Below are 26,229 nucleotides of genomic sequence, written 5' to 3'. Positions count from 1 at the left end.
GGGAAGCTAGAGCTTCCTGAACAGGTTACCCAAGCTGGAGCTTGGGTAACAGCATCTAAAAGGTAATACACAATTTTAGGACAGCCGTTTAAAGGCTTCATATGCATCATGGTTAAACTGCCGAATTTAGGTTAATGGCAATAGTAGATAGGAATTGCTCGATCGTTGCGTCTAAACTGCCCGAAGACTATTCAAAAAAACCGGAACGGCTTCCGCCGGCATCGGCTTGGCGAACAAAAAGCCCTGCATTAAATCTGCTTCTCTTCGTAGCAGATAGTCTCGCTGCGCCTCGGTCTCAACGCCTTCAGCAACCACCTCGATACCGAGCGCATGAGCTAGGGCAATCGTTGCTGAACAAATAGCCGCATCGTTCGGATCGGTTTCGATATCTTTGACAAAGGTACGGTCTAATTTCAAGCGTTGAATCGGCAATAATTTTAAATAAGACAACGATGAATAGCCGGTACCGAAATCATCGATGGCAAGTTCCACACCGATGTTTCGTAAAGCCTTGAAAATCTCGATTGCAACTTCAGGGTTTAGCATCGCCGCCGACTCGGTGATTTCCAATTCCAAATCGCCGCCCGCTAATTCGTTTGCCCGTAAAACGCTAGCAACCCGTTCGACCAAATGCGCTTGCCGTAATTGCTGTACCGATAGATTCACTGCGATGCGTACATCCTTGAAACCTTGACCGCGCCAATCCCGTAATTGCGAACAAGCGGTATTGAGCACCCACTCGCCCAACCGGCCTATCAAGCCGATTTCCTCGGCGACAGGGATAAATTGATCGGGAGGAACATTGCCCAAAACGGGATGCTCCCAACGAAGCAGTACTTCCAAACCGATCACATAGTCATTTTCGGATTTAACCTGCGGCTGATAGTGTAAATACAACTGCCCTTTTTCCAACGCTTCATGCAGGCTATGTTCCAACAATAATCTGTCATTAGTGAGATGCTTCATCTCGGCCCGGAAAAACTGGTAATTGTTTCGCCCGACTGCTTTAGCATGATACATCGCGGTATCGGCATTTTTCATCAACAACTCGATGGTCTCGCCATCATGTGGATATAAACTAATACCAATACTGGGCGTGGTACGTAAATTAATCCCATTAACTAAATAAGGTTTCGACAACGCAGTTAATATTTTATCGGCAACATGGGCTGAGGCATGCGCGGCATTTTTATCGGTCAGTACAATCACGAACTCATCACCGCCCAACCGTACGACCAAATCGCTATCGCGCACGCTATCCTTAAGCCGATGCGCCACTTCGATCAACAGGCCGTCGCCTACCTGATGCCCCAACGAATCGTTAATCACCTTGAACCGATCCAAATCGATAAACATTACCGCCGCCTCTTCTTCTTTTCGGCGAACCAGCAGCATCGTCTGCTTCAGACTAATTTGCAGATATAAACGATTCGGTAAATCGGTCAACGGGTCATGATGCGCGATATGGCGAATCTTTTCCTCGGTGGCTTTTTGCGCACTTATATCGGCGAAGCTGGCGATATAATAATCGACCGAGCCCGACACGCTGCGCACGACCGATATCGTCAATAGTTTCGGATAGACGCAGCCATCCTTATGCCTATCCCAAATCTCGCCTTGCCAGAATCCCGACTCATTGATCGAATGCCACATCGCGCGATATTCGTCGGGTGTCGTTTTACCTGAAGCCAGAATACTGGGGCTTTTTCCGCGAACCTCACTCGCCGTGTATCCGGTTAACCGCGAGAATGCCGGATTGATTTTAAGAATGTGATTGTTCCGGTCGGTTATCATGATCGCTTCGCCACTGTGCTCAAACACATGCGCCGCCAAGCGTAATTGAGCCTCCGCGTATTTGCGTTGCAAAATGTTGCGCACTCGAGCCATCAACACCGGAACCACGACCGGCTTGGTTAAATAATCGTCGGCCCCAAGATCCAGACCGGCAACTTGGCTTTGTTCGGAGCTATCCGCACTGACAAATATCACCGGAATATCTTTTGTTTCCGGTCGCGCGCGCAATTCACGCATTACCTCGATACCATTCATGCCGGGCATCATCACATCCAGCAGAATCAACTCAGGTTTGTCGTGGCGCCCGGCCAAATCCAATGCGGCAGGACCGTTGACGGCAATTTTGATACGGTAATCGGCTTTCAAAGCAGCCGCTAAAACATGAATATTGGCGGGCACATCGTCGACCAACATTATGAGCGGTTTCTTCCCGGTTTCGTCCACCGTCTGAATCATTTAACTATCCTGCTTCAACAAGGTCAAAAGTCGTTCAATCGTGGTCATTGCGCCGCTGTAATCGAATCTGTCGAGTTGATCTCGCAAGCGTTTCAGCATTTCGCCGGCCTGGCCGGAACGATAAAGCACCGATAATGCATCTAGAATGTGTTCGGGAATTAACTCCTTCTCCTCGACATAGGGTAACAAATCATTTAATACTTGCGCGATCGCTTTTACATCGGAATCCGGTTTTTGGGCACCGCTCGTTTCAAGCTGCGTTAACGAATTGGCAATCGCGTCAACGGCCTGCTGTAGTTGTACAATAAAAGACCGGTATAAGTCGGAATTGGATACGGCATGTATGTCCTTTTCCAATGCGGCGGCTGCGTGACTCAACGAATCCGCGTCCAAATGCCCCGCCAATCCTTTAATAGAGTGCAGCATGGCTGCCGCTTCGTCGTATCGCTGTTCCTGCATTAGCCGGTCGAATTGTGCCGGCGAATTGCTGTATTCATCGAAAAAACCGACCAACAACCGGCGTAATAACACGACATTACCATCGACCCTCCTTAATGCCCGATCAATATCGAAGCCGGGCAAATCAAACAATTTTACGGCATTCGCAACTCCGGACCCCAAATTTACTTTGTGCGAGTCCTCTTTGACGCTCAAACCCTTGAGCCATTTAACCAAGACCCGTTCAAGATCGCTAGGATCGACCGGCTTCGCGACAAAGTCGTCCGCGCCGGCGAGTCGGCATCGAGCGCGCTCCTCGGGCATTACCGCCGCACTCATCACGACAACCGGCAAGGCACGGTAATCCGGTATCGCCTTGATTCGGCGAGTGGCTTCAAAACCGTCCATTTCCGGCATCTGCAAATCCATCAGTACCATATCGAAGATTTCTTGTTCAAGCTTGTCTAACGCTACTCGACCGTTTTCGGCAACTGTGACCGATGCGCCTCGATTTTGCAAAATTTCAACGACGACTTCTTGGTTGAGCACATTATCCTCAACCACCAAAATTTTTATACCTTCGAGACGAATCGCGCCAAGCACTTTATCTTCAGGCTTAGGAATCACGGAATGCCCTGCCAGCGTTTCGTATAACACCGATGGCGTTACCGGTTTGGTCAAGATCTTATCGAAATGGACCCTATCGGCTTGAGCTAAAAGCTGCTCTTTATCATAAGCCGTAATCATGATCACTGTCAGCGGATGTTTCAACAAGCCCTTACGACAATCCTTTTCGAGACGGTCGGCCACTTCGGCCCCGCTCATACCGGGCATGCGCCAGTCGAGCAGCACCGTCGAAAACGGGCAATTATTCTGTTCCGCCCGATAAATTTGTCGCAAGGCATCTTCTCCCGAATCCGATGTTTCGCAGTCCACCCCCCACTCGGTTAACAAGCATTCGAGTATCAAGCGGGAAGTCGATTGATCGTCAACCACCAATACCCGCAGAGCTCGGATCCGGCTTAAATCGAGATTATGCGGCGCTTCCGTTTCGATACCGACGCGAACCGTAAACGTAAAAACAGCCCCCTCGCCTTCAACGCCGGCAGCACCGATCGTGCCTCCCATTAATGCGACTATCTTGCTGCAAATCGCCAAGCCCAAACCAGTTCCGCCGAACTGCCGGGTAATCGAACTATCGGCTTGCGTAAACGGCTGAAATAAAAGCTCGGCTTTTTCCTGGGACAAACCGATGCCGGTATCGCGAACCGAAAATTGTAACAACAGCGAATCCTCGCCCTGATCGATCGCTTCGACTTTGATATGAATCTCGCCCTCATGGGTAAACTTGATCGCATTATCGACCAGGTTGTTTAGCACTTGAGTCAAGCGTAGCGGGTCACCGAGCAAGATACAGCCGGCCGCTGAATCGATTTCGAAAAACAGCTCCAAGCCTTTTTCCTCTATACGCGCGGCGAACAGATCGGCGACCGATGTCAGTACCGATTCCACCCGAAACGACACCCGGTCTATTTCAAGACGCCCGGCCTCGATTTTCGAATAATCGAGTACATCGTTAAGAATGCTCAGCAGGGCTTTCGACGAAGCATGCACTTTTTGCAGAAAATCTTTCTGCCGGGCATTGAGTTCGGTTTCCAAAACCAATTGCGTCAAGCCCAATATGGCATTCATCGGCGTGCGAATTTCATGGCTCATATTGGCAAGAAACGCCGACTTGGCCCGATTGGCCGCCTCCGCGCTTTGCTTGGCTTCGATTAAGGCCGCTTCGGTTTCCTTTCGAGCACCGATATCGCGCAAAAAGACGACCAATCGGCCTCCGCTAACCGGTAAATAATTGACGCTAACTTCGATATCCAATAATCGGCCATCTTTATGCCGATGCCGGGTTTCAAATCGATCCGCCCCGTTTTTAAAAATATTATCGAGATGCTGTTGAGTTTCTTCGGGTCTTTCAATTGCTTCGATATTCAGTATTGTCATGTGCCGCAACTCATCCCGTTCATAGCCGATTAAACGGCAATAAGCGTCATTGACATCGATAAAACGGCCCTGACTGTCGCACAACGCAAAACCGTCCTGAGTCGTTTCGAGAATTGTGCGGTACTCGGCCTCGGACTCCTTACGAGCACTGATATCGATAATCATGCCGATAAAATTGATCGGTTGCCCTTGTAAGTCTCGCAATACTGTTACCGTCAAATCCCCCCAAACCACTCGTCCGGATTTTGTGACGTATCGCTTTTCGAGCCGGTAATCGTCTCTTCGACCCTCTACGATTTCTTCAACCAAACCCTCTTCCATCGACAAGTCATCGGCATAAGTCAGTTTTGCGAAATTGACATCCGATAACTCGGTCGTCGAATATTCTAAAAAACGAGCCAAACTATCGTTCGCCTGCAACAAATTACCCACGGCATCGGCAAAAGCCATGCCGATACTGGCTTTTTCGAAAATTGTTCGAAAACGCATTTCGCTGTCCAACAGCGCTTGCTCAACCTTTTTTAATTTACCGATATCGACTGCTATCCCGAGATAACCGCTAATCATCCGATCGACATTACGCATCGTGCTAACGGACAACAAAACCGGAATCGCCGAGCCATCCTTACGCCGATAGAGCCATTCATGCTCATTGGGTTTATTATTACGCGATTTAACAATAATCGTATCGAAACCGGGCGTTACCGGTATCCCCAACTGTTCGGAAAACTCTTGCGACCGCTTTTCTAGCTCGTCAGAATCATGAAATATGTCGAGGTCTTGCTTGCCAATCACTTCGTCCGCCAGATAGCCCAGCATATCTTCAGCAGCGCGGTTGAATACGGTAATGATCCCTTCCGGTGTAGTCGCAATAATCGCATGCGCGGCATTATCGAGTATCGCGGCATGCAGCGTTAACAAATCCTGCAAACGCCGGTTCGCGCTTTCCAAATCTGCAGTGCGCTGATCGACGCGGAGTTCCAGCAGCAATTGATCTTCCGCCAACCTGTCGGTCATACGATTGAAACTACCCGCCAACTCCTTCAGTTCCTGCCAGCCTTCAACCGGCACTCTTCGATCGATATCGCCTCCGGCAATAAACCCGGCGACTTCAGTCACCCTACGAATCGGCAAAATTAACGCCCTGCCGAACCACAGCGCGGTAATACTCGACAAAACAAGCAATAGTACCAAGGCCCCCCAAGTGAACAAACGCAATCTATGAGCCGAGGCAAGGGCTTCGTCAACATCCATTTTGATAACCATCCCCCAATCCAAGGAGGGTAAATAACGCCATACCGCAACGATATCGACGCCCACGTAATCCTGAGTCACGCCCATACCGAGTTCACCCGATAAGGCTGATCGCATCGGACTAGCTGTTTCCGTCAATGGTACGTGATAGCGAAAAGCGGCCTCGCTAATTCGACTCAAGGGGGCGACATACAATGTTTGATCGCCCTCACGCTGCGCCAACACGGTCTCGCCGGTCTCACCTAAGCCTGTGTTGTCGGCGGTAACTTGAGTCAATCGATCGAGATCCAATTGAAAAGCCAGGGTTCCAATCGGCCTGCCGTCGCGCAGCAACGGCGTGACGATAAAAACAGCGGGGTTATTTCCGGAAGGTTCGTAGAGCGCCACTGGCGTCACTTGTGTATCGAGCAATGCCAAAGCGCCTCGCTGAGCTTCGGCCAGCGCTGTATCGCGTAAAAATCCGGAATTTAAATTAGTGCCGAGGTCACCTTCATGCAATATCGAAAAAATGACATTACCGAGTTTATCGATCAACAACAGGTCGTAATATCCGCTACTGTCTTTAAATCTGACAAAATCGCTTCGATACTTGCGTATTTCATTTCGATATTGCACAGAATCAATCGACCCGTCGAATAAAGCCGAAAGCGTGTCCAAGGCTTGATTCGTCAAAGACATATTGGCTAAAAATTGAGCATCGGCCAAGCGTTCGTTTAGGTAAGCCTCGATTTGATCCTGTTTTTTATCGGCAATCGAAGACAAATGCGTCTTGACCGTTCTAGTCAATTCTTGCTCGAACGTTCCGACGAACAAATAAGCCAAACCCGCCAACGGCAACGGCGACACCATCAAAAAAATGAATAAAGAACGAGGAATGATTTTACCTAGAATCATTGGCTGTCCTTGTGTTGCAAGGACTGATCTTCGAATGCGACATCGGCCTGCAAACCTTGACTCGCGCCGGCTTTATCTCTAGATGACGCGCTTTCCAACACCTGGAACCACTGCTCCCGAGTTCGATAATACGGCCAGGGTTTAGGACGTAGCGGCTTTTCGGTGGCAAAAACCTGCTCAAATTGCCCTCCGGGCTTCACCTGCCCGATGCGCACCATTTTCCAAGTATGCCGGGTCGATAAATCAACCGACCTAATTGCCGAAGGGCCGTTCACCGTTTGTCTTAAGATAGTTCGATTGACACGCGCCGCTTCGGCCGACCCTGCATCACGTACCGCTTGAGCCCAAAGTTTTACACTCACATAAGCCGCCTCCATCGCATCGCCAATCAAGCGGTCTTTGCCGAAACGCGCTCCGAATGCGTTAACGAATCGTTTGTTTTGAGGACGATCTATCGATTGAAAATAACTGCTTACCGTAAAATGCCGCTTGAGCTTATCGCCTCTCCAGGCTTGCATCTCACCCTCGCTAACACTAAACGACATCAACGGTATATCAGCCAAACCCGCAGCCAGTAATCCGGCAAAAAATGCCTTATTCGTGTCGCCGTTCAAAGTATTGAGTACGACATCGGGCCTTTGCTGCCGGATGTCCCGAACGACCGCGGCAACATCTTGTTGGCCTAAAGGCACATAACGTTCGGCTAATACTTGTCCGTCGATAGCGGTTATCAAATCACGAATAATAATATTTGCCGTATGGGGGAAAATATAATCCGAACCGACTAGATAGACGCGACTACCGAAATGCTCGAGCGCCCAATGGGTCCCGGGAACGATTTGTTGATTCGGCGCGGATCCGGTATAGACGATATTGGGAGACTGTTCAAGTCCCTCATATTGGACCGGATAAAGCAGAAGATGATCGAAGCGCTCAACGACCTGTTTGACCGCTTTACGACAAACAGATGTCCAACAAGCAAACAATACATCGACTTTCTCTTGTGTGATCAGTCGCTCGGCCTCATGAGCAAACACTTGCCAATCGGATCGTCCGTCGACGACTGTCATTGCAACGGGACGTCCCAGCAACCCGCCTTGGTTGTTGATTTCGTCGACCGCCAAGTTAATCGCATCGATCAATGGCGCCTCGCTGACCGACATCGTGCCGGTCAGCGAATAAATCACACCAATACGAATCGGCTCAGGCCCGGGTGGCGTTGCCCAAATCATCAATAATGCGATTAACACTACGGCAACGCTAAACCGTAGCAAAATAGTTACTATTTTATGCATCGAGTGCCGCTCCCAACATCGGATAATCCGAAAAAGTCTGTCATCCATGGCAACTGGATCCTCCAGCGCCTCCTTAAGCATCAACGAAATTTGAAGTACAGTTTCCTCGTTACCACCGCTCCTGCGTAGGAATGCGTAGCGACCAAGCGCTAGATTGCCGTGTCGTCCGAAAAAGCTATTGGTGTTTGAGCGATAGCGGCTTCGATAGTCGCGACGTAGGCGTCGCTCCCACAGCGCTTGTCACCCTTTTGTGGGAGCGATCCTCTGATCGTCCCTCACCTAACACTAGGTGGTGAGGGAAAGTCGAGATTGTTAAGTGACAATAAATGCTATCGAGGTCTCATTGGCTAAAATTGTAAAAGAGTAATTTTTGACTTATGTATAAAGATGAGCGGAGGACCGTGGGAACCAGAAAAGCCTGCCAGCCATGGCAATTGGATTCCCCAGCACCTCCATACGCTAATGCCGAAATTTGAAGTAGAGTGGATAATCAACTACAAGGATTATCGATGGTATAGACTTTTTCTCCATCAATACCGAGCACTTGCTCGCCTTTCAATAATCCCATCAACTCGCGGCCTGCCATTGCATAGCGCCAACCTTTCAACAATAATGATTCGGGATCTTCAAACAATAACAATTCCAATGCCTTACGATCAGCCAATATAGCCGGATTCAGTGAGTTCTCGTCTGCTCTAATGCGTACCAATGCCGTCAAAATATCCAAAATAGCTTCTTGCTGCTGGGTCTTTTTGGGGGATCGGCCATTTTCGTGCAGCGGTATCGGCGGCCTTTGCTTCGCTTCATTGATCAATTGGCAAAGTACTTTGCCGTACTTGTTGACCATGCGCTCATTGATATTATGGACTTTCAACATTTCTTCGACGGTACCGGGCTGCTGCTTTGCCAACTCGAACATCATATCGTCGCGCAACAGCCAATTTCGAGGTCTATCCTCTTTTTGCGCGGTTTGCTCGCGCCACTCGGCCAAGGTTTGTACGATTGATAATTGCTTACCAGTCAGTTTATTTTTGCCGCGAATTTTAAGCCAAGCATTTTCCGGTGAAATATCGTAAAGTTCGGGATCGTTCAACATCGCAAAATCGTTTTCCAGCCAATCCAAACGATTGAGCTCGGCCAATTTTTTGAGCATGGTCTGATAAATTTGACATAAATAAATCACGTCGTCGGCAGCATACTGTAATTGGGCCTGACTGAGCGGCCTAACCGTCCAGTCGGTGCGGGTATGGGCCTTGCTGAGATTGATGTTCAAAAAACTCGATACCAGCATCGCATAACCGGGATTTTCCTGAAATCCTAATAAAGGGGCGGCAATTTGCGTATCAAAAATCGGCTGCGGAATTTTACCTGTCAATTGATAAAAAATTTCCAGATCCTGCCGGCAGGAATGGAACACTTTGATTATCGCCGGATTATAGATAGCTTCGAACAGCGCGCTTAAATCATCCAAAGCGATCGGGTCGACACAAGCAACCCACTCGGGCGTCGCGATTTGCAGCAAACAAAATTTGGGATAATAAGTTTTTTCCCTGAGAAACTCGGTATCCAGTGCTAGCCAAGATTCCTTGGCGATTTGCCGGCACAATTCGTCAAGCTTTTGCGGAGTATCGATATATTGAATGGGGGTCATGGTTCGTCACGTTAACTAAATAAATGCAACACGGCAGGCCTTAATCTCTCAAACGACAGAAACACCAAGCACGGCGCGAAAATATGCGATTATCACTTAGTTAAGTTAATTTTGCGACTCGTATTTAGTGCTGCCTTTACTAGCTACATTTCGGCGGAAGAGTATTTGGCAAATTTTTCCGATAAAAACGTAATGATCCGCTCTCCCTTGCGTTCAACGGCCGGCAAACGCATTCGGCGTCAAAGCCGCCAGCGATTGAAATGCCGGCTTCGCGAAATAATAGCCTTGAAACAATTCCAAACCGAAAGATTGCAGCACACGCAGCTCTTCATAAGTTTCGATACCCTCGGCGAGAGGTATGATCGATAATTCACTGCATAACTGCAAGATCGCTTTGACGATAGCTTGACGATTACGGTCTTGGTCGATATGACGAATCAAGGCCATGTCCAGTTTAATGATGTCGGTTTGGATTTCGGCCAATAGATTGAGTCCGGAATATCCGGCTCCGAAATCATCTATCGCGGTTTTAAAACCTTGCGATTGATAATACCGAACGATTTCGAGTAAATGAGCATGATCCTTGACTTGCTCGCCTTCCGTAATTTCGAAAATAATACGATCAACCGGAAATCCGTAGATTTTGGCGGCTTCCAATGTTGTTCTTATACACAACTCGGGTCGATAAACCGCATTAGGCATAAAATTAATACTCAAAAAAGTATCCATGTTCAACTCCGAGGCCAACTTAATTGCTTTGGTACGGCAACTTTGGTCAAAACGATAGCAGTTTGCATCGTTGACTTGCTCGAACACCTTACCTGCCGGTTCATTATTCAAGCCTCGCGCCAAGGCCTCATGAGCATAAATCGACCGCGTCGTCGTATTCACAATAGGCTGAAACGCCATCGTGAAATCGAAACCTAGTCCGGCCCCGCCCGCACATTCCGCGCAGCCTAGTTGTTTATCATGGTTATCCGGTTTCATGTTTTATTAACCCACTTCAGTTTGTTGTTATTTTTCGGTCTTGCGTGCCGTACCCTTATGCACTCCCATGCTGAAGCGATGGGAACGAGCAAAAAATCCACTTACATTAGTGCATGCTTTACAATTATTCAGGCTATTCTAGTCGTCTTAGCCGATCATTTGGAATTGAAATACTCGACGCACTCGCTCAGACTATGCTTTTTATTACCCAGTTCTCACTTTTCGCGTGCGAACCCATACGGAACTTAGCTTAATAATGACCTCATTTTCACTGTTCGCGACATCCCCGAAAGCCTTGGAGCAACTGCTTGCCGACGAGCTGTCCATGCTGGGCGCGCAAAACATCAAACAAACCGTTGCCGGCGTGGCGTTCGAAGGTACGCTTGAAACGGCTTACCGGGTCTGCCTGTGGTCGCGCATCGCCAACCGAGTCTTGCTAGTACTCGATACTTTCGATGTTAACAGCCAGGACGACCTGTATCGCGGCGTCAAAAAAATCAACTGGTTCGAACACATGAAGCCGGACGATTCGATCGCGGTCACGTTCAGCGCGAAAAACTCGAAAGCAATCAACAACACACATTTCGGCGCACTCAAGGTCAAGGACGCGATCGTTGATCAAATGCGCGCGAAATTCAACAAACGTCCCTCGGTCGACACCGAGCAACCTTCGCTACGCATCAATGTTTATCTGCACGGCGAAAAGGCGCAATTAAGCATCGACCTATCCGGAGAGAGTTTGCATAAACGCGGATATCGCGATATCAACATCAAAGCGCCGATCAAGGAAAATTTGGCTGCGGCAATTCTGATCCGCTCGGGTTGGCCCGCCATCGCGCAACAAAGCGGCTCGCTAATCGACCCGATGTGCGGCTCCGGCACGCTCTTGCTCGAAGGCGCGATGATTGCCGCCGATATTGCACCGGGATTGCTGCGCAAACATTACGGTTTTAGCGGCTGGAAAAAGCATGACCCCGAACTTTGGCAAACCCTGTTCGACGAGGCTGAACGACGTAAATTCGAAGGATTGAAAACATTGCCCGTGATCGTCGGTTTCGACCAAAGCAGACATAGCCTGAATGCGGCGGCGCTACATATCGAGCGCGCAGGATTCAACGGAAAGATTCATCTGGAACGGCGCGAGATCGCCGATGCACGGCCCGCCGCCGGCTGGACGCCCGGTTTATTGGTCTGTAATCCGCCTTACGGCGAACGCCTAGGCAACGCGGAAGAAACCGCCGAGCTCTATCAAAATTTTGGAAACACCTTGAAAGCCGGATTTGCCGGCTGGCAAGCCGCGCTGATCGTCAGCGATCCCGAACTCGGATTCCGCCTCGGGATTCGTTCGCAAAAACCGATCACGCTTTATAACGGCGCGCTCGAATGTAAATTGCTGCGCATGACGATAGCCGATACGGCCTTTTTCATTCCGAAGCCGAAAAACCGCGACGAACGCCTCGCGCAAATTGCGGAAAGCGTGACCGGCAGCGGCGATACCGGGGCGGAAATGTTCGCGAACCGCGTCAGAAAGAATCTGAAAAAACTGAGCAAATGGGCCAAGCAAAACCGGATCGATTGTTACCGGGTTTACGATGCCGACCTGCCCGAATATGCGGTCGCGGTAGATCTGTACCAAGGCGATAAGACTTGGATCGTCGTACAGGAATACGAACCGCCGAAATCGATAGACCCGGACAAGGCTGACCAACGCTTGGCCGGTGTCTTGGCTGAAATTCCAAATTTGTTCGACATCCCGAAAGAACAGGTATTTCTTAAAATACGGCGCAAGCAAAAAAGCTCCGATCAATACGAAAAACAAGGCGACAACAACGAATTCCATGTCATCCGGGAAGGCGGCTGTCGATTGCGCGTCAATTTCGCCGATTATCTCGATACGGGTTTGTTCCTCGATCATCGTCCGATGAGGCTGCGCGTCCAACAAGAAGCCAAAGGCAAACGTTTTCTAAACCTGTTCGCCTATACCGGCAGCGCAACGGTGCATGCCGCGGTCGGCGGTGCGAAATCGACCACCACGGTCGATATGTCGAAAACTTATCTAGACTGGGCCGAGCAGAACCTAGCCTTGAATGTCGCCGGCGGCGATCACGAATTCATCCGTGCCGATTGTTTGGAATGGCTGGCCAATGAAGCCAAACAGCCTTATGCCCGTCAATACGACCTGATCTTTCTGGACCCGCCGACGTTTTCCAACTCCAAGCGCATGGACGACGTTTTCGATATTCAAAACGACCATGTCGAATTGATCGAAAACGCCGTAGCCTTGCTGGCGCCTGGCGGCGTGCTGTATTTCTCGACCAATTTCAGGCGTTTTAAACTCGATACCGAGGCTTTATCGGACCTGGTGATAGAGGACATTACGCCGGCGACGATTCCGGAAGACTTTGCCAGGAATCCCAAGATTCATTATTGCTGGAGGATTAGCGAATGACCAAACAAGTCAGAATACTCGTATCGGGCCGGGTGCAAGGCGTTTATTTCCGCGCCTTCACGCAAAAGCAAGCGAAGAAGCATCAACTGTCAGGGTTCGCGAAAAACCTGCCGGACGGGCGAGTCGAAGTAGTCGCAGCCGGCTCCAACGAGGCGGTCGAAAAATTAGTGCATTGGTGTCATAGAGGGCCGATCATGGCACGGGTCGATCATGTCGAAACAGAAGAACTGGCGGGCATCGATCTGCCAACCGGCTTTGAAATTCGGTGAAAAGCATACTTTATAAAAAGCGCCAATCACCGAAGCACGCGGCCTGCCCTTTATAATTTCCGTATTGATCGATCAGATTCCAAACCACGGCGTTCTCGATCATGAAACGGGCTCCGGTACTCGAAATGCGCACGCCTTGATAATGATCGATATAGTCCTGTTCTGCCACCTTCTTCAACAGACGACTTCGTTCTTGCCGATTGACCGGCTCCGCGGATAACCTGGACGGCGTTCGAGTAAATTCTTCCCAATTCATTTCGAATAAGGTCAATGCCTGAGCATTGGCATAATTAAACACGGGATCGTCGGCGGTGTCGTGCGAAACCACGGCGAATGGCGCATGAAACAAAGCTTCGGCAAATTCCTGACTCCCGCAAATGCCGTTAATCAGAGGTTTACCGAGCAAGCGATTATAACTGTCGCCCAATAAGGCGGCATGTTCTGCTAAAAAGTGATTATTAAACGAAGGTTTTTCCATTGATCTTAGAAAAAGCATTTCACCATGAAGAATATGAAGCCGCGTAGCCCGGATGGAGCGTAGCGCAATCCGGGAAGCTCGGAGCCACACCACTCCCGTATTTCGCTACGCTGCATACGGGCTACATGGCTAAACTACCGATTTTACTGTGAAAGATCGTAAATTTGGATTCATTATCTAATTTTTCGATATGCAAAACTCCGTTCAGGCAATGCCGGTTCCGGAGAGGGTGCGGTTGCTCGATCGACAGGCGTCGGCGGCAGGGACAGCCGCCGTCGAGCCTACATGGACGTATTCACGGCGTCCTGTCGAGCGAGTGACCGCACCCTCCCCAGGCCGCACAATTTCATTTGCCGGGCCTTCATGAACAATTAGAATAATTCTTTTATTCCGGACTAAGATTATTTATTTCGATAACCCTGATGCAAACTCAAGGCAGCGCCGCCATAGCTTTTGTGCCTTTACTCTAAAATGAGGTTCGTTTCGCTCGATATAACTTACCAATAAACCGGCCCAACGCCTCCCCCCCAAGCCGATGCGTTGCCCTATTGTTAGCGCATAAGACCGCAAAGAGCGAAAATTCGGCACGTTCACCGGTCGGTCTCTAAACCAGCCTTTTCTACGTAACCAAACCATCAATCCGCTGACATAAAGTATCAGCGGAAGCAACCCGACTATAAACCATAAAAATCTTCCCCAGGGCCCCAGCGCTTCGCCGGTATGGATCGGCCAGACAGCAATGGTCAATGCCTGACTGGATGTAAAACTATAGGGATCGCGCGCCGCCTTGATATGGCCGCTCCAGCGGTCCACCCACACGGTCGTAAAAGGATGTCTTCGATTGATTTCTTCATTTTGGCGCAAATCGACCCGATAGATTCCGACTGCTCCCGCCGGGGTCGTGATGCGCCTGAGTTTAGCTTTCGGAAACGGACCGCGGGCCAATAACACAGCTTCTTCCATCGTAACCGGCCTGTCATTCGGAACGGCAGTACTGCGAATCGGGGGGCCTTGATCACCATGCCCCAAATTATCGGAACCGGTCAAATTTTCCAACACGGAAGGAAAACTCAAATGGAGTCCGGTAACGATCAACATCGGCAACAATAACGCACCGACCAAGCCAATCATCCGATGTAGATCGAATGCCAAACGCACAATCCCCGAATGATAACGAATCTTAAAGACTTGCAAAAATCGCCCTTTGCCCGGCCACCATAAATAGATTCCGGTTAGAATCGAAACGCCGAACAACAAGCCGAGATAGCCGACCAGTCGCCAACCGCGACGATCAAGCCGAAGCTGCGTGTGTAGATCGTGCAACCAAGTCGTTAGCGTACGCCCCCAAAACCGACTGGCAACAACCTCCCCGGTATACGGATTAACCGAAACCATCAATGGCGCATAGAGTTCTCCGATCGTCTCGTGCGGTTTTTCATACCAAGCGGTCACCATGCCGCTCGACGTTTGCGGCATTTCCAATGTCCATGGCCCATGCCTTGCCGGATGGGCCTCTTTGACCGAAGCCATGATGCGATCGAGCGGCAAATAATTGCCGGCTTGGTTTTCTACCTTGAGGCTTGGATTCAACAAACCATCCAGTTCTTCGCGATAAACGCTAAGACTGCCGGTCAAACCAATCAATATGAATAACAAACCCAAGCTCAACGCCAGGTAAAGATGAAGAGTCAACCAGGCATTTCGTCCCGGCAGACGCCGAATAAATCGCCGCATGAAAACCTTACTATGTTAAAGAAACAGGCGGATTATCCCATACGCGCAGATCACTGTCTCTTTTGGAGGCTCAAGATACAGGGCAAACGCATTAAACCGATATGTATAACTGAGCTTGGACTTCGTCTGTAATGATTTGGCCGTAAATAACACCTCTATTTTAAGGAGGGTTCGGCTGCTCGTTTGGCAGGTGTCGGCGGCAGGGCAGATTTTTGCTCCTGCAAAATCTGCATTCATGCCATCCATGGCAATCAGTCACCGCCGCCAAGCCTACACGGACGTATTCACCCAGCACCTAAATTCCATAGTCCATTGTCTATGGTTAACTATCTTGGATAATTTAGGTGCTGGGTTCACGGCGTCCTGCCAAGCGAGTAACCGAACCCTCAACAAGGCTCATAGTTCCGGGACGTTATTTATTACGAAATCCTAAGCTATAAGAAATTGAATAAAGAGAGACGCTGTACTGTGGTAAACGTTTGCTGAGCCGCTTGTAACGATATTGTCTGTAAATTAAATTGACTAATAGCTTCGGCATAATCAAGGTCTTCCGTTTCGGACAATACCGTTTTCATGTTCAATAAAATATCTTCATTGTATATTTCTTGACGATCTAGCGCATTTAACCTAATACCTACCGATGATTGAATGGATGCAATTCTTTCCATAGCAACATCCATTTCTCCCAGGGTCGCCGATTGCGGATTATCATCTTTAAACTCATCCGACATCTTCCGAACGATATCGAGCAGATTATCGACTCCGCCGGGTGTAGAAGGGCCGAACACGCTCGCACCGTCATCGCCGTCGCTAATCTGCCTTGCATCGCCGATCTTCACCAACCGCCGAGTATTGTCTCCGACATATTCATAAAAAGGAGGGGCAGTCGCTGCACTGTCATACTCAAACGGAGCATCAAGCGATGCCAATCCGGCAAACAAATATTCGCCGTTGGCATTTTTCGTATTTGCCAAGCCTGTTAACTGTTCGTTCAATCTATCCAATTCGTCCGCTATCGCAAGCCGTTCTTCTGGACTGTTTATAGCATTCAAGCCTTGCAAGGCGAGATCTCGAATCGAGAAAACCACATCGGTTACGGTTTCTAGCGTAATATGCTCTAAAGAAAGTCTTTGCCGCGCCGTCCCGATATTGCGTTGATATTGCTCGGTTTGTTCGATACGTTGTTTAAAATCCAAAATTCTGACCGCGGCAACGGGGTCTTCCGATGGCGTCAAAATTTTCTTCCCCGATGACAGCTTTAACTGAGTCTGATTGAGCTGCTCGCTCTGTTTAAGCATTGAGTTAAGACTTAACTGATGGGAATTCACTGTTGAAACTCGCATGACTAATCCTCTGCTACCTGAACGCGTTCAGCATCGTGTCGAATACCGTGCGCGCAACATTAACGGCTTGCGCCGCAGCTTGATAAGAATTTTGATACTTGATGAGATTAGCTGCTTCTTCATCGAGATTGACTCCGGCAAGGTTTTCTCTCGCTTGGTTGGCTCGGTTGAATAATATTTCCTGAGCCGACCGGCTCACGTTAGCTGAATGAGCCGCAACACCGATTTGCGATACCAGTTGACCGTAAGTCTGCGTCAACGACCGGCCCCCGGTCATGAACGCCCCCGACTCCAAATCCGCCAATTTCAATGCATTGCGATTGTCGCCCGGCAATGCCGTTCCACCTGGCGGAACCTGTTCGGCCGCAGCGATCAAAGCGGGATCTTTTATTTCGGTTTTGATATTTTTAGCCGCATTATAAGTCGGCCGGATCAAAAAGCTGGCATCGCCGGTTGGGGCTGTCGTCACATCAATGTCCATACCGCCGACCGTCTCGGGAAAAGCACCCGAAATAGGAATATTCACGTTGTCGCTCAAGCGCGTCAAACTATAGCTCCCGCCAATATAATCGAGACGATAATCACTGGCTTGCAATTGATTAATCGTTGCAGGATCGAAAGCCGCGCTGACAGCACCGCCTCCGGGAAAAGCATCATCCCCTATTACAGCAATTTCCGGGGTGCCCATCGAAAATAAGTCCTGCCCGTCATTGCCATTCAAATCGGAGCCTTCTTTATGCAGATGATTGAATTGTACGCTCAAGCCCGCAGCAACCAAGCCTAATTGCTGTTGAGCGGGATTGAGTATTTCATCGCGAAAACGCGTCACTCCGGCCAGTTGTCCGCCGGTAATGAACTTCGAGACATTTTGATCGCCGATGAATATTTGCTGGCGCTCTGGCTCGCTATTGGAGGGCTTCAAACTTACGGTCGATGCATTCATTCCCAATACAAGCGATTGCCCCTGCCCGATGAATACGCTAACCGAACCGTCTTGCTGATCGACCACCGAAACATTGGTTAGTTTTGCCAATTTTTGCAACATTAGATCTCGGCCATCGAGCAAATCGTTCGGCATTTTACTTCCGGAACCCTGGCCTATATTGGAAGCGATGCGTTTATTTAAATCGGCAATACCCGAGGCCAACAAGTTAATCTCATTGACCATGGATTGCATATCGACATTAACTTGATTACGCAATGAATCCAATTGCCCCGCCATCATATTAAAGTGATTCGCTAGCGAATCTGCTTCTCCGAGCATGACTTGCCGGACCGGAATCGATGTCGGATCGCCTGCAACATCGTTCACGGATTTAAAAAACCCGCTTAATGAAAACGCAAGCCCTGTTTCATCGTTGGCAACAATAAAATCGACTTGCCTAGCCATCGATTGTAATTTATCAGCTTCGCCGAATCCTGAAGCACTGGAGCGTAACTGCCCGCTAATGAACTGATCGTAACTCCGGGTAATATCGGCAACCTGGACACCTGCGCCCATATAACCGGCACCGGTAAATTGCGCCGGCATTGTTGATAACTCTGTACGCTGCCGGCTGTAGCCTTCGGTATTGACATTGGCAATATTGTGACTAGTTGTGTCCAGCGAGCGTTGAAAAGCCATAAGCCCTGAAATTGCTGTGCCTAAAATTCCACTCATCTTATTGCCCTACTATTACCATTACATTGTTCTCAACTATTGCATCGCCACAACGACATTAGGTTGATAACTCGCCACATCATCGCTGTGATAAATTCTCATCACCTTATCCGCATAATGCGGGTCGGTCGCATAACCGGCTTTTTGCAGCTCCTGCATGTAGCGGCCCGGATTGTTTGCATGTTTCAATGCTTGACTGTAACGGGAGCTATTTTTCACTAACCGGACATAGTCGTCGAAACTTTCCTGATAAGAATCATAAGATCTAAATCCGGCGATCTGCTTTTGAGGAATACCTTTTTCGTATTCCAATGTGGCAACATTCGTCCGCTTGCCCGTCCATGAAGATCCCGCCTTGATATTAAACAAATTGAAACTGCTGCTGCCGTCCTTATGCTTGATCACCGACCTGCCCCAGCCGGTTTCCAAGGCGGCTTGCGCCAGTAGCACCTTAGGTTCGACACCCAATTCGGCGGCGGCCTTCTCGGCGTAACCATGCAAACGTTTGACAAATTGCCTTGTTGTTCGAATTGGCTCCTGCGATTTTATTCCTTCACGATCGATGGATTTTGACTCTATTGATTGTATCGGCCGATCGCTTTCTTTTATTAGTCTTGATTTGACTCCGGACGAAATCGGAATGAAATCCGCCCCATCCTTCTTTGACTTGTTTACCGATGGAAATCGCTGTAGCGGATTGTTCATATAATCGTCGAGCGTCATTCGTTCGGTTTCGTCGGTTTTTTCGCCGCCCAATTGCTTTACGATTAAATCGGCTAGACCAACGCCCGGTTTGCCTGATAAATGTACGGCCAATTGTTGATCGTACATTTCGCGGTAAAATTTGCTCTGGTCGTTATCGAGCATGCTGTCGGCCAATTTAGCCTCGCGCATACTTTTCAACACCATGTTTAAAAATAACGATTCAAATTGCTTGGCGACCTCATTGATCGCCCCCGGCGTTTCTTGTTTAGCCTGATTTCGTAACCGGGACAAGCCGGAAAAATCGGTATAGACATCGGCACTGCCTGGATTCAACACGGCTTACCTCCGCTAAATGACAATTAATTCCGCACGTAAGGAACCTGCAGACTTGAGCGCTTCTAATATGGCGACCAAATCGCTCGGCGCCGCACCGATATTATTGACTGCGGCGACGATTTCATCGAGCGATACGCCGGGATTAAACACAAACATTCGATTATTTTCTTCTTCGACAATAATATCGGTTTGCGGCACCACCGCCGTTTCGCCTCCCCCGAAAGGCTCCGGTTGAACCACTTGCGGGCTTTCACTAACCGTTACGGTCAAGCTACCGTGCGTCACGGCGGCCGGTTGTACCGTCACTTTTCCGTTGATCACGACCGTGCCGGTTCTGGAATTGATAATAACGCGAGCCGGCGCATCGTCTGCCGCTAGCGTCAAATTTTCGACCATCGAGGTAAACATGACCCGCTGAGACGTATCGGACGGTGCGCTGACTTTGACGGAAGTCGCGTCAATCGCTGTCGCAGTATTTTTCCCGAAAGTTCGATTAATTTCCGCGGCCATGCGATTGGCATTGGTAAAATCGGCATTATGCAAATTGAACACCAGAAACTGACCGTCGGCAAATGGCGTCGCTACCTCCCTCTCAACCGTTGCTCCATTAGGAATCCGACCGACAGCCGGGTTGTTGATGGTAATTTTGGACCCGTCTAAACCGCCGGCGCTCAAACCGCCCACGACTAGATTCCCCTGAGCGACAGCATAAACCTGACCGTCCGCGCCTTTCAACGGACTCATCAGTAACGAACCGCCACGCAAACTTTTCGCATCGCCGATCGATGATACCGTCACGTCAATGGTTTGCCCCGGCTTGGAAAAAGGCGGCAATTCGGCATGGACCGAAACCGCCGCGACATTTCGCGCTCTGGGGTCGATATTAGGCGGTAATGTCAAACCCAAGCGAGCCAACATACTACGCAGCGCCTGACCGGTAAATAAGGTTCTGTCTCCGGATTTATCGAGACCGACAACCAAGCCGTAGCCAACCAACTGGTTGGTTCTGACACCGGCTACCGAGGCCAGATCCTTGATCCGCTCGGCATGAACCGTTGACATTAATCCCAACCAGAGCGACGCAATGACTATTACATACTTTATTTGTTTCATGTTCAGTCCTCACAACCGGTAAATCCCTGCATTAAAACGGAAACCACGGGCTCATGAAAAAGCGTGCCAGCCAACCCATTTTGCTGGCGTCGGCAACCGCTCCATCGCCGGTATACATAATTGTCGCATCAGCCACTCGGCTAGAAAGCACGCTATTCGCAACATCGATATCGACCGGGCGAACAATGCCGGATAAACGCACATATTCGCTGCCTTGATTGAGCGCGACACGTTTTTCGCCGCGAACTCTCAAATTACCATTCGGCAATACCTCTACGACTGTTACCGATAAATCGCCGGTTAGACTGTTGCTTTGATTGGCCTCGCCTTCGCCGGTAAATTGATTATTTGTTGCCACTTCGGTTTCGACATCATGCCCTAGCAATTGAGCCGCTTCCATGCCGAAGATCATCGGCGCCTTTACCGACAAAGAAGTATTTTTTCTAGCTTCCATATCAGATAATTTCTTCGCCTGCGTTCTTTCGACCAAGCGAATTGTCAAAACATCGCCAACCCGTTTGGCGGTATGATCCTCGAATAAGCGCATATCGTAATTGGCTTGATAAATCGAACCGCTATTTTGGGCCGGAGCCCGCAAATCGGCGGGTTCGACCGGCGCGAACGCCGGGTCGCGCGTCGGTAAGGGAGTACAAGCTACCGCAAACAAGGATATGAATATTATCCATTTAAAATGCGCCATTACGGTCACCTAAAGTTGTTGCGTCACGTAGGACAACATTTGATCGGTCGTCGATATCGCCTTGGAATTCATTTCGTAAGCGCGTTGCGTCTCGATCATATTGACGAGTTCTTCGACGACATTCACGTTCGAGGTTTCCAAAGACCCTTGAAATACGGCGCCGAATTCGTTTTCACCGGGGATACCCAGTACCGGAGGGCCGCTCGCAACAGTTTCGCGAAACAGATTCTCGCCGACCGGCTCAAGGCCTGCATAATTGATAAAATCAGCCGTTTGAATCTGCCCCAATTGAACCGCCGCCGGGCTTCCCGGTTGTACAACGGAAACAGTACCGTCCCGTGTAATCGACAAACTGATCGCATCGTTCGGCACGGTAATCGCCGGTTCCAACAACAAGCCGCCTGCCGTGACGATTTGGCCCAAAGAATCCAATTTGAACGAACCATCTCGAGTATAAGTAATGTCACCATTGGGCATCAAAATCTGAAAAAACCCCCTCCCGCTAATTGCAACATCCAAGGAGTTTTCAGTTTGTACCATATTCCCCTGAGTATGCAATTTCTCGGTAGCGACAGTTCTAACTCCGGCGCCTAGTTGCAAACCGGTGGGAAGCTCGTTGCCTTGATTGGTTTGCGACCCGGCTTGACGAATATTTTGATAGATCAAGTCTTCGAAAATCGCTCTGGACTTCTTGAAACCGGTCGTATTAACGTTGGCCAAGTTGTTGGCGATTACCGCCATCCGTGTTTGCTGGGCATCGAGACCCGATTTAGCCACCCATAATGCTCTTTCTGTCATGATAACCTCCTATGATGACGAATTACCGTCTTTACCGGCTCTTTTATCTGATCTAGGCATAATTTATGCCATTTGCATCAACTTGGCGCTAACGCCCGCATTATCATCGACTTGCTTCATCACCTTAGTTTGCAACTCAAAATTCCTGGCCAGCTCGATCATCGCAACCATCGCACCGATCGTACTGACATTACTACCTTCCAAGGCACCTTGCGTTAACCTAACATCGGCACTGGCTTGCGCGACGCCGCCATTCTTTATATAAATTAAACCGTCGTTCTGTTTTTCAAGATCGTCGAGCGGTGGATTAACCATCTTAATGCGTTCAACGATAACCTGATTCGCCGCGTTCGTTTCACCTAGCGGAATGATGTTAATCGTGCCGTCCGGCATGATTGACACCTTGGAAGCGGGAGGCACTGCAATTGGGCCGTCATTACCGATCACCGGCAAACCGGCGCCGGTTTGTAGCAAGCCTTCCGGTGTCAAGCGCAAATCACCGGCCCGCGTATAGGCTTCCTTGCCGTCCTGACCTTGAACCGCCAACCAGCCTTCGCCGTTGATCGCGACATCCAGATCCCGGCCGGTAATTTGCATCGGCCCGGCACTTAAATCGACTCCCGGCCTCTCAGACATCGCATAAACACGCGTCGGAAAGCCAGGGCCGAATACCGGCATACTGCGAAATTGCTCGAAATCGGATTTAAATCCGGCGGTCTGCGAATTCGCCAAATTATTGGCGTTAGCCGACTGCGCCAACAAGGTTTGCTTGGCGCCGCTCATTGCGATATAAAGGCTGCGGTCCATGACGGGCTCCTGCTAGTAATTATTACCGTATATTCAGAATAGTTTGAGTGATTGTGTTTTCAGTGCTGATCGTTTGCGCGTTGGCCTGATAAGCCTGCTGCGCGATAATCAGTCGCACCAATTGCTCGGACAAATCCACATTCGAACTTTCCAAGGCTGCCGACTGCATGACGCCGAAATTGTTGGCGCCTGCCGCACCATACACCGGTTGCCCGGAAACCGCACTCTCCCCCCAGGATGTATCGCCCAACTTAGCTAAGCCCTGATCATTCGGAAATCGTGCCATTGCAACTTGACCCAACGGCCTTGACCCACCGTTACTAAACCGGGCAAACATAACCCCATCGCTTGTTACATCGATGCCGGTCAAATTTCCGGCCGGTAAACCGTCCTGATTCAATTCGTTTACGCTGAACGGACTACTGAGTTGCGTTGAACCGAGAAAATCGATATCGAACGACAACGGATCGACTTCGATATTCGGGTCGATCAATGAAAGGTTGATAGGACCATAGTCCACACTGGTATTTCCTGCCGATCCGACATAATTCAATATTCCGGACTCGGTAAAGGTTATCGGTGTAGCGGCCGGAGTAACGCCGACAGCCGTAACGCCACCGCCCGGCTCGATACCTCTCCCATTCACATAAGTATGGATATTCCACTGATTCGGCGTCGCGGTTTTGACTAAATACATCGATGCGGTATGAGCATTGCCCTGCGAATCAAAAACGGTAACCGATGTCGTATTGTTGAAACTGTTCGGATTGGTCGGATCGAAAGTCGCAACAGCAGGAACGTCCAAGCTGCCATTGAGATTAATCTTTGTATTGATGTTTTCAGTTGCCGAAGGTAAGCCTTGCGAAGTATCGATAAAAAGCGGCTGAAATACACCTTGACTGAAACCTTCCTCGACTGTCGTACCATTCGGCGAATAGGCCATTAAAAAACGCCCGCGATCATCAACGACAAAACCGTTCTTATCCAATTGAAAAGCGCCGTTGCGTGTAAAACTGGTCGGTCTCGGTGAATTGACATCATCGGCCAATGTAAAAAAACCATTCCCGCTAATTGCCAAATCCAAACTATTTTCGGTAAATTCGATATTGCCTTGGGTAAATTGCTGAGCAACTTCAGTTACTCGTACTCCGGAACCCGGTTGAGTTTTCGGCACCCCTCCGAAACTGCTGGCATAAACATCGGCAAATTCGGCACGCGATTTTTTAAAGCCCGTTGTGTTTGCATTTGCGATATTATTGCCCGTAGTCTTCAAGTCGGTCGATGCGGCCTTCAAGCCGCTTAATCCTGTTGCAAAACTCATGATCGTTCTCCTGATGAAATAACGCTAAAAAATCCGTCTGACATCGTTGAATCTCACCGAGTCAAGACCGTTTAAACTTAATTGAATACCGTTGCTACCATTGCCCAGAGTGACGCTATTGACGCCTGCATTGACATAGGTTTGTAGCGCAGTATTTTTATTATCGATACTCGCACTGGCTTTGATTTGATAGACACCGGGATTGGCAAATGTCCCGTCATCTAATTGGCCATCCCATTCGAACTCGACACTACCGGCCGATTGCCGCCCCAAATTGAGTTGCTTGACCGTGATACCGTTACGATTTTGAAATTCGACGATAAGGTTATCGGTAAGCCCGGTCAGTTCGACTTCCCCTTTCATATTATCATTGAGCGAAAATACGCCTTCCGAACCGGGTACAAGCACCGACCTGCCGACTAAGCTGGCAGCCTGTAGCGCTTGATTCGAACTGATCGAACCGGCAAATTCGGCGAACGATTTTTGCAAGTCTTGAATCCCGCTGACGGTACTGAACTGCGCCATTTGTCCTAAAAAATCACCATTTTCCATCGGCTTGGTGGGATCCTGATGAGTCAATTGGGTGGTCATCAATTTCAAGAATTGCTCCTGCTCTAACGATTGCTTTTTTACAGGGGCATCTTCGAACGTTCTAACGCCCAGATTTTTTAATGCGTCAAAATTGATGGACATTGGTTTCTCCTTTTACTGGCCTATTCGTAAAGTCTGCAATACCAGCTCCTTCGCGGTATTGAGCACTTCGACATTATTTTGATAAGAGCGTGAAGCCGACATCATATTGGCCATCTCTTCGACGATATTGACATTGGGCTTATAGATATAGCCGGACTGATCGGCCATAGGATGATTCGGTGCATATTCCATGACCGCTGGCGCCTGACTCTCGACCACGCCCAATACATTGACCTTACTCGCGGCATTTTGCTTATCCATGATATTTTTCAATTCCGCCGCAAATACCGGTTGCCGCGATTTATAGGTTTGATCGATGCTGCTGCTAACGCTGTTGGCGTTGGAAATATTACTAGCGACTAGATTCAATCTCAGCGACTGGGCATTCATGCCACTACCGGAGATATCGAAAATACTGAATGAGCTCATGATTATTCTCCTTTAATGGCCGACGTTAAACCCGAAAATTTACCGTTCAGAAAACGCAAACTGGCTTGGTATTGCACTGCATTCTCGGCATACTTGGCCTGCTCGATATGACTTTCTACGGTATTACCGTCCAATGAAGCTTGATTTGGAGTGCGATACATCATAGAAGCACCCAAGAGCGTGTTGTTTGCCGAGATATGTCCGGTCCGCGTGCGCTCCATCGGCAACGCATCCGGCATCGCGGTTTTTAAAACCGATTGAAAATTAAGGTCTCGTGCCTTATAGCCTGGAGTATCGGCATTGGCTAAATTGGAGGCAAGTACCTCCCCGCGCTTTTCGCGCAGTGCCAATGCCTGGGAATGAATGCCTAATGCTTTATCGAAATTAATTGTCATGGTAGTAGCCTCTCACACTTGTTACTTAGTAAATAAGCACATCGCATGCCACTGGCCATTTTTATTTACCTATCATGATCTTATAAAAAAGCACGTCAATTTTTTCACGCCACCAACAAATCCGACCGGCAATATCTAACCGCCGGCCTTATAAGAGGACAATGTTGCGGAAGTGGTGAAAGAGGAAAGAGGAAAGAGGAAAGAGGAAAGAGGAAAGAGGAAAGAGGAA

20 protein-coding genes are annotated in these 26,229 nt (G+C 49.2%); 2 read left to right on the top strand and 18 right to left on the bottom strand.

The window, feature by feature from the left end; translation table 11 throughout:
- Window positions 1-171 precede the first annotated feature (171 nt).
- The 5 genes from ACRJJO_RS18830 to ACRJJO_RS18810 all read right to left on the bottom strand — a co-directional run bounded on the left by ACRJJO_RS18830 (window position 172) and on the right by ACRJJO_RS18810 (window position 10,770).
- Window positions 172-2,250 (bottom strand): putative bifunctional diguanylate cyclase/phosphodiesterase, encoded by a 2,079-nt coding sequence (locus ACRJJO_RS18830; protein WP_431067154.1) that lies wholly within the window; start codon window positions 2,248-2,250, stop codon window positions 172-174.
- On the bottom strand, window positions 2,251-6,837 hold the full coding sequence (locus ACRJJO_RS18825) for a PAS domain S-box protein (protein WP_431067153.1): 4,587 nt from the start codon (window positions 6,835-6,837) through the stop codon (window positions 2,251-2,253).
- Entirely contained in the window at window positions 6,834-8,132 is a 1,299-nt protein-coding gene (locus ACRJJO_RS18820) for an urea ABC transporter substrate-binding protein (protein ID WP_431067152.1), read from the bottom strand. The genes ACRJJO_RS18825 and ACRJJO_RS18820 overlap by 4 nt, the downstream gene beginning before the upstream one ends.
- A gap of 490 nt (window positions 8,133-8,622) precedes the next feature.
- Window positions 8,623-9,783, bottom strand: a complete 1,161-nt coding sequence (gene rnd / locus ACRJJO_RS18815) for a ribonuclease D (RefSeq protein WP_431067151.1) — start codon at window positions 9,781-9,783, stop codon at window positions 8,623-8,625.
- A 213-nt stretch (window positions 9,784-9,996) separates the two neighbouring features.
- Window positions 9,997-10,770: an EAL domain-containing protein gene (locus ACRJJO_RS18810; protein ID WP_431067150.1), complete on the bottom strand. Its 774-nt coding sequence runs from the start codon at window positions 10,768-10,770 to the stop codon at window positions 9,997-9,999.
- Between the two features lie 256 nt (window positions 10,771-11,026).
- Between ACRJJO_RS18810 and rlmKL the strand changes: the two genes are divergently transcribed.
- Window positions 11,027-13,219 carry a bifunctional 23S rRNA (guanine(2069)-N(7))-methyltransferase RlmK/23S rRNA (guanine(2445)-N(2))-methyltransferase RlmL gene (gene rlmKL, locus ACRJJO_RS18805; RefSeq protein WP_431067149.1) on the top strand — a complete coding sequence of 731 codons (2,193 nt, stop codon included), beginning with the start codon at window positions 11,027-11,029 and terminating at the stop codon, window positions 13,217-13,219.
- Window positions 13,216-13,488: an acylphosphatase gene (locus ACRJJO_RS18800; RefSeq protein WP_431067148.1), complete on the top strand. Its 273-nt coding sequence runs from the start codon at window positions 13,216-13,218 to the stop codon at window positions 13,486-13,488. Before rlmKL ends, ACRJJO_RS18800 begins: the two co-directional genes overlap by 4 nt.
- A 10-nt stretch (window positions 13,489-13,498) precedes the next feature.
- Here ACRJJO_RS18800 and ACRJJO_RS18795 read toward each other — a convergent pair whose 3' ends face one another.
- The 13 genes from ACRJJO_RS18795 to flgB all read right to left on the bottom strand — a co-directional run bounded on the left by ACRJJO_RS18795 (window position 13,499) and on the right by flgB (window position 26,000).
- Window positions 13,499-13,966 carry an MEKHLA domain-containing protein gene (locus ACRJJO_RS18795; RefSeq protein WP_431067147.1) on the bottom strand — a complete coding sequence of 156 codons (468 nt, stop codon included), beginning with the start codon at window positions 13,964-13,966 and terminating at the stop codon, window positions 13,499-13,501.
- A 405-nt stretch (window positions 13,967-14,371) separates the two neighbouring features.
- Complete coding sequence (locus tag ACRJJO_RS18790) at window positions 14,372-15,700, bottom strand: PepSY-associated TM helix domain-containing protein (protein ID WP_431067146.1); 1,329 nt, start codon at window positions 15,698-15,700, stop codon at window positions 14,372-14,374.
- A gap of 434 nt (window positions 15,701-16,134) precedes the next feature.
- On the bottom strand, window positions 16,135-17,043 hold the full coding sequence (flgL, locus tag ACRJJO_RS18785; protein ID WP_431067145.1) for a flagellar hook-associated protein FlgL: 909 nt from the start codon (window positions 17,041-17,043) through the stop codon (window positions 16,135-16,137).
- A gap of 13 nt (window positions 17,044-17,056) precedes the next feature.
- Window positions 17,057-18,703 (bottom strand): flagellar hook-associated protein FlgK, encoded by a 1,647-nt coding sequence (flgK, locus tag ACRJJO_RS18780; protein WP_431067144.1) that lies wholly within the window; start codon window positions 18,701-18,703, stop codon window positions 17,057-17,059.
- 36 nt (window positions 18,704-18,739) lie between these two features.
- On the bottom strand, window positions 18,740-19,744 hold the full coding sequence (gene flgJ / locus ACRJJO_RS18775; protein ID WP_431067143.1) for a flagellar assembly peptidoglycan hydrolase FlgJ: 1,005 nt from the start codon (window positions 19,742-19,744) through the stop codon (window positions 18,740-18,742).
- 12 nt (window positions 19,745-19,756) lie between these two features.
- Window positions 19,757-20,857 carry a flagellar basal body P-ring protein FlgI gene (locus tag ACRJJO_RS18770; protein WP_431067142.1) on the bottom strand — a complete coding sequence of 367 codons (1,101 nt, stop codon included), beginning with the start codon at window positions 20,855-20,857 and terminating at the stop codon, window positions 19,757-19,759.
- A 31-nt stretch (window positions 20,858-20,888) separates the two neighbouring features.
- Entirely contained in the window at window positions 20,889-21,557 is a 669-nt protein-coding gene (gene flgH / locus ACRJJO_RS18765; RefSeq protein ID WP_431067141.1) for a flagellar basal body L-ring protein FlgH, read from the bottom strand.
- Between the two features lie 9 nt (window positions 21,558-21,566).
- Entirely contained in the window at window positions 21,567-22,355 is a 789-nt protein-coding gene (gene flgG / locus ACRJJO_RS18760; protein WP_404359996.1) for a flagellar basal-body rod protein FlgG, read from the bottom strand.
- Between the two features lie 63 nt (window positions 22,356-22,418).
- Window positions 22,419-23,162 carry a flagellar basal-body rod protein FlgF gene (flgF, locus tag ACRJJO_RS18755; protein ID WP_404359995.1) on the bottom strand — a complete coding sequence of 248 codons (744 nt, stop codon included), beginning with the start codon at window positions 23,160-23,162 and terminating at the stop codon, window positions 22,419-22,421.
- 22 nt (window positions 23,163-23,184) lie between these two features.
- Window positions 23,185-24,483 carry a flagellar hook protein FlgE gene (gene flgE / locus ACRJJO_RS18750; RefSeq protein WP_431067140.1) on the bottom strand — a complete coding sequence of 433 codons (1,299 nt, stop codon included), beginning with the start codon at window positions 24,481-24,483 and terminating at the stop codon, window positions 23,185-23,187.
- A gap of 24 nt (window positions 24,484-24,507) precedes the next feature.
- Window positions 24,508-25,176: a flagellar hook assembly protein FlgD gene (locus ACRJJO_RS18745; RefSeq protein ID WP_404359993.1), complete on the bottom strand. Its 669-nt coding sequence runs from the start codon at window positions 25,174-25,176 to the stop codon at window positions 24,508-24,510.
- A gap of 12 nt (window positions 25,177-25,188) precedes the next feature.
- Window positions 25,189-25,605, bottom strand: coding sequence for a flagellar basal body rod protein FlgC (gene flgC, locus ACRJJO_RS18740; protein WP_404359992.1), 417 nt, complete (start codon window positions 25,603-25,605; stop codon window positions 25,189-25,191).
- 2 nt (window positions 25,606-25,607) lie between these two features.
- Window positions 25,608-26,000 (bottom strand): flagellar basal body rod protein FlgB, encoded by a 393-nt coding sequence (flgB, locus tag ACRJJO_RS18735; RefSeq protein ID WP_431067139.1) that lies wholly within the window; start codon window positions 25,998-26,000, stop codon window positions 25,608-25,610.
- Window positions 26,001-26,229 lie beyond the last annotated feature (229 nt).

This window comes from Methylotuvimicrobium sp. (assembly GCF_050611805.1).
GTDB lineage: Bacteria > Pseudomonadota > Gammaproteobacteria > Methylococcales > Methylomonadaceae > Methylotuvimicrobium.
This window is presented reverse-complemented; position numbering and strand designations above follow the sequence as displayed.

Bases quoted from the DNA above. Each gene is read 5' to 3' on its own strand.
- flgK (WP_431067144.1), bottom strand. From the start codon at position 18,703: ATGAGTGGAATTTTAGGCACAGCAATTTCAGGGCTTATGGCTTTTCAA.
- ACRJJO_RS18810 (WP_431067150.1), bottom strand. From the start codon at position 10,770: ATGAAACCGGATAACCATGATAAACAACTAGGCTGCGCGGAATGTGCG.
- flgF (WP_404359995.1), bottom strand. From the start codon at position 23,162: ATGGACCGCAGCCTTTATATCGCAATGAGCGGCGCCAAGCAAACCTTG.
- flgE (WP_431067140.1), bottom strand. From the start codon at position 24,483: ATGAGTTTTGCAACAGGATTAAGCGGCTTGAAGGCCGCATCGACCGAC.
- ACRJJO_RS18800 (WP_431067148.1), top strand. From the start codon at position 13,216: ATGACCAAACAAGTCAGAATACTCGTATCGGGCCGGGTGCAAGGCGTT.
- rnd (WP_431067151.1), bottom strand. From the start codon at position 9,783: ATGACCCCCATTCAATATATCGATACTCCGCAAAAGCTTGACGAATTG.
- rlmKL (WP_431067149.1), top strand. From the start codon at position 11,027: ATGACCTCATTTTCACTGTTCGCGACATCCCCGAAAGCCTTGGAGCAA.
- flgL (WP_431067145.1), bottom strand. From the start codon at position 17,043: ATGCGAGTTTCAACAGTGAATTCCCATCAGTTAAGTCTTAACTCAATG.
- ACRJJO_RS18830 (WP_431067154.1), bottom strand. From the start codon at position 2,250: ATGATTCAGACGGTGGACGAAACCGGGAAGAAACCGCTCATAATGTTG.
- flgB (WP_431067139.1), bottom strand. From the start codon at position 26,000: ATGACAATTAATTTCGATAAAGCATTAGGCATTCATTCCCAGGCATTG.
- flgH (WP_431067141.1), bottom strand. From the start codon at position 21,557: ATGGCGCATTTTAAATGGATAATATTCATATCCTTGTTTGCGGTAGCT.
- ACRJJO_RS18745 (WP_404359993.1), bottom strand. From the start codon at position 25,176: ATGTCCATCAATTTTGACGCATTAAAAAATCTGGGCGTTAGAACGTTC.
- ACRJJO_RS18820 (WP_431067152.1), bottom strand. From the start codon at position 8,132: ATGCATAAAATAGTAACTATTTTGCTACGGTTTAGCGTTGCCGTAGTG.
- ACRJJO_RS18770 (WP_431067142.1), bottom strand. From the start codon at position 20,857: ATGAAACAAATAAAGTATGTAATAGTCATTGCGTCGCTCTGGTTGGGA.
- ACRJJO_RS18795 (WP_431067147.1), bottom strand. From the start codon at position 13,966: ATGGAAAAACCTTCGTTTAATAATCACTTTTTAGCAGAACATGCCGCC.
- flgC (WP_404359992.1), bottom strand. From the start codon at position 25,605: ATGAGCTCATTCAGTATTTTCGATATCTCCGGTAGTGGCATGAATGCC.
- ACRJJO_RS18790 (WP_431067146.1), bottom strand. From the start codon at position 15,700: ATGCGGCGATTTATTCGGCGTCTGCCGGGACGAAATGCCTGGTTGACT.
- flgG (WP_404359996.1), bottom strand. From the start codon at position 22,355: ATGACAGAAAGAGCATTATGGGTGGCTAAATCGGGTCTCGATGCCCAG.
- ACRJJO_RS18825 (WP_431067153.1), bottom strand. From the start codon at position 6,837: ATGATTCTAGGTAAAATCATTCCTCGTTCTTTATTCATTTTTTTGATG.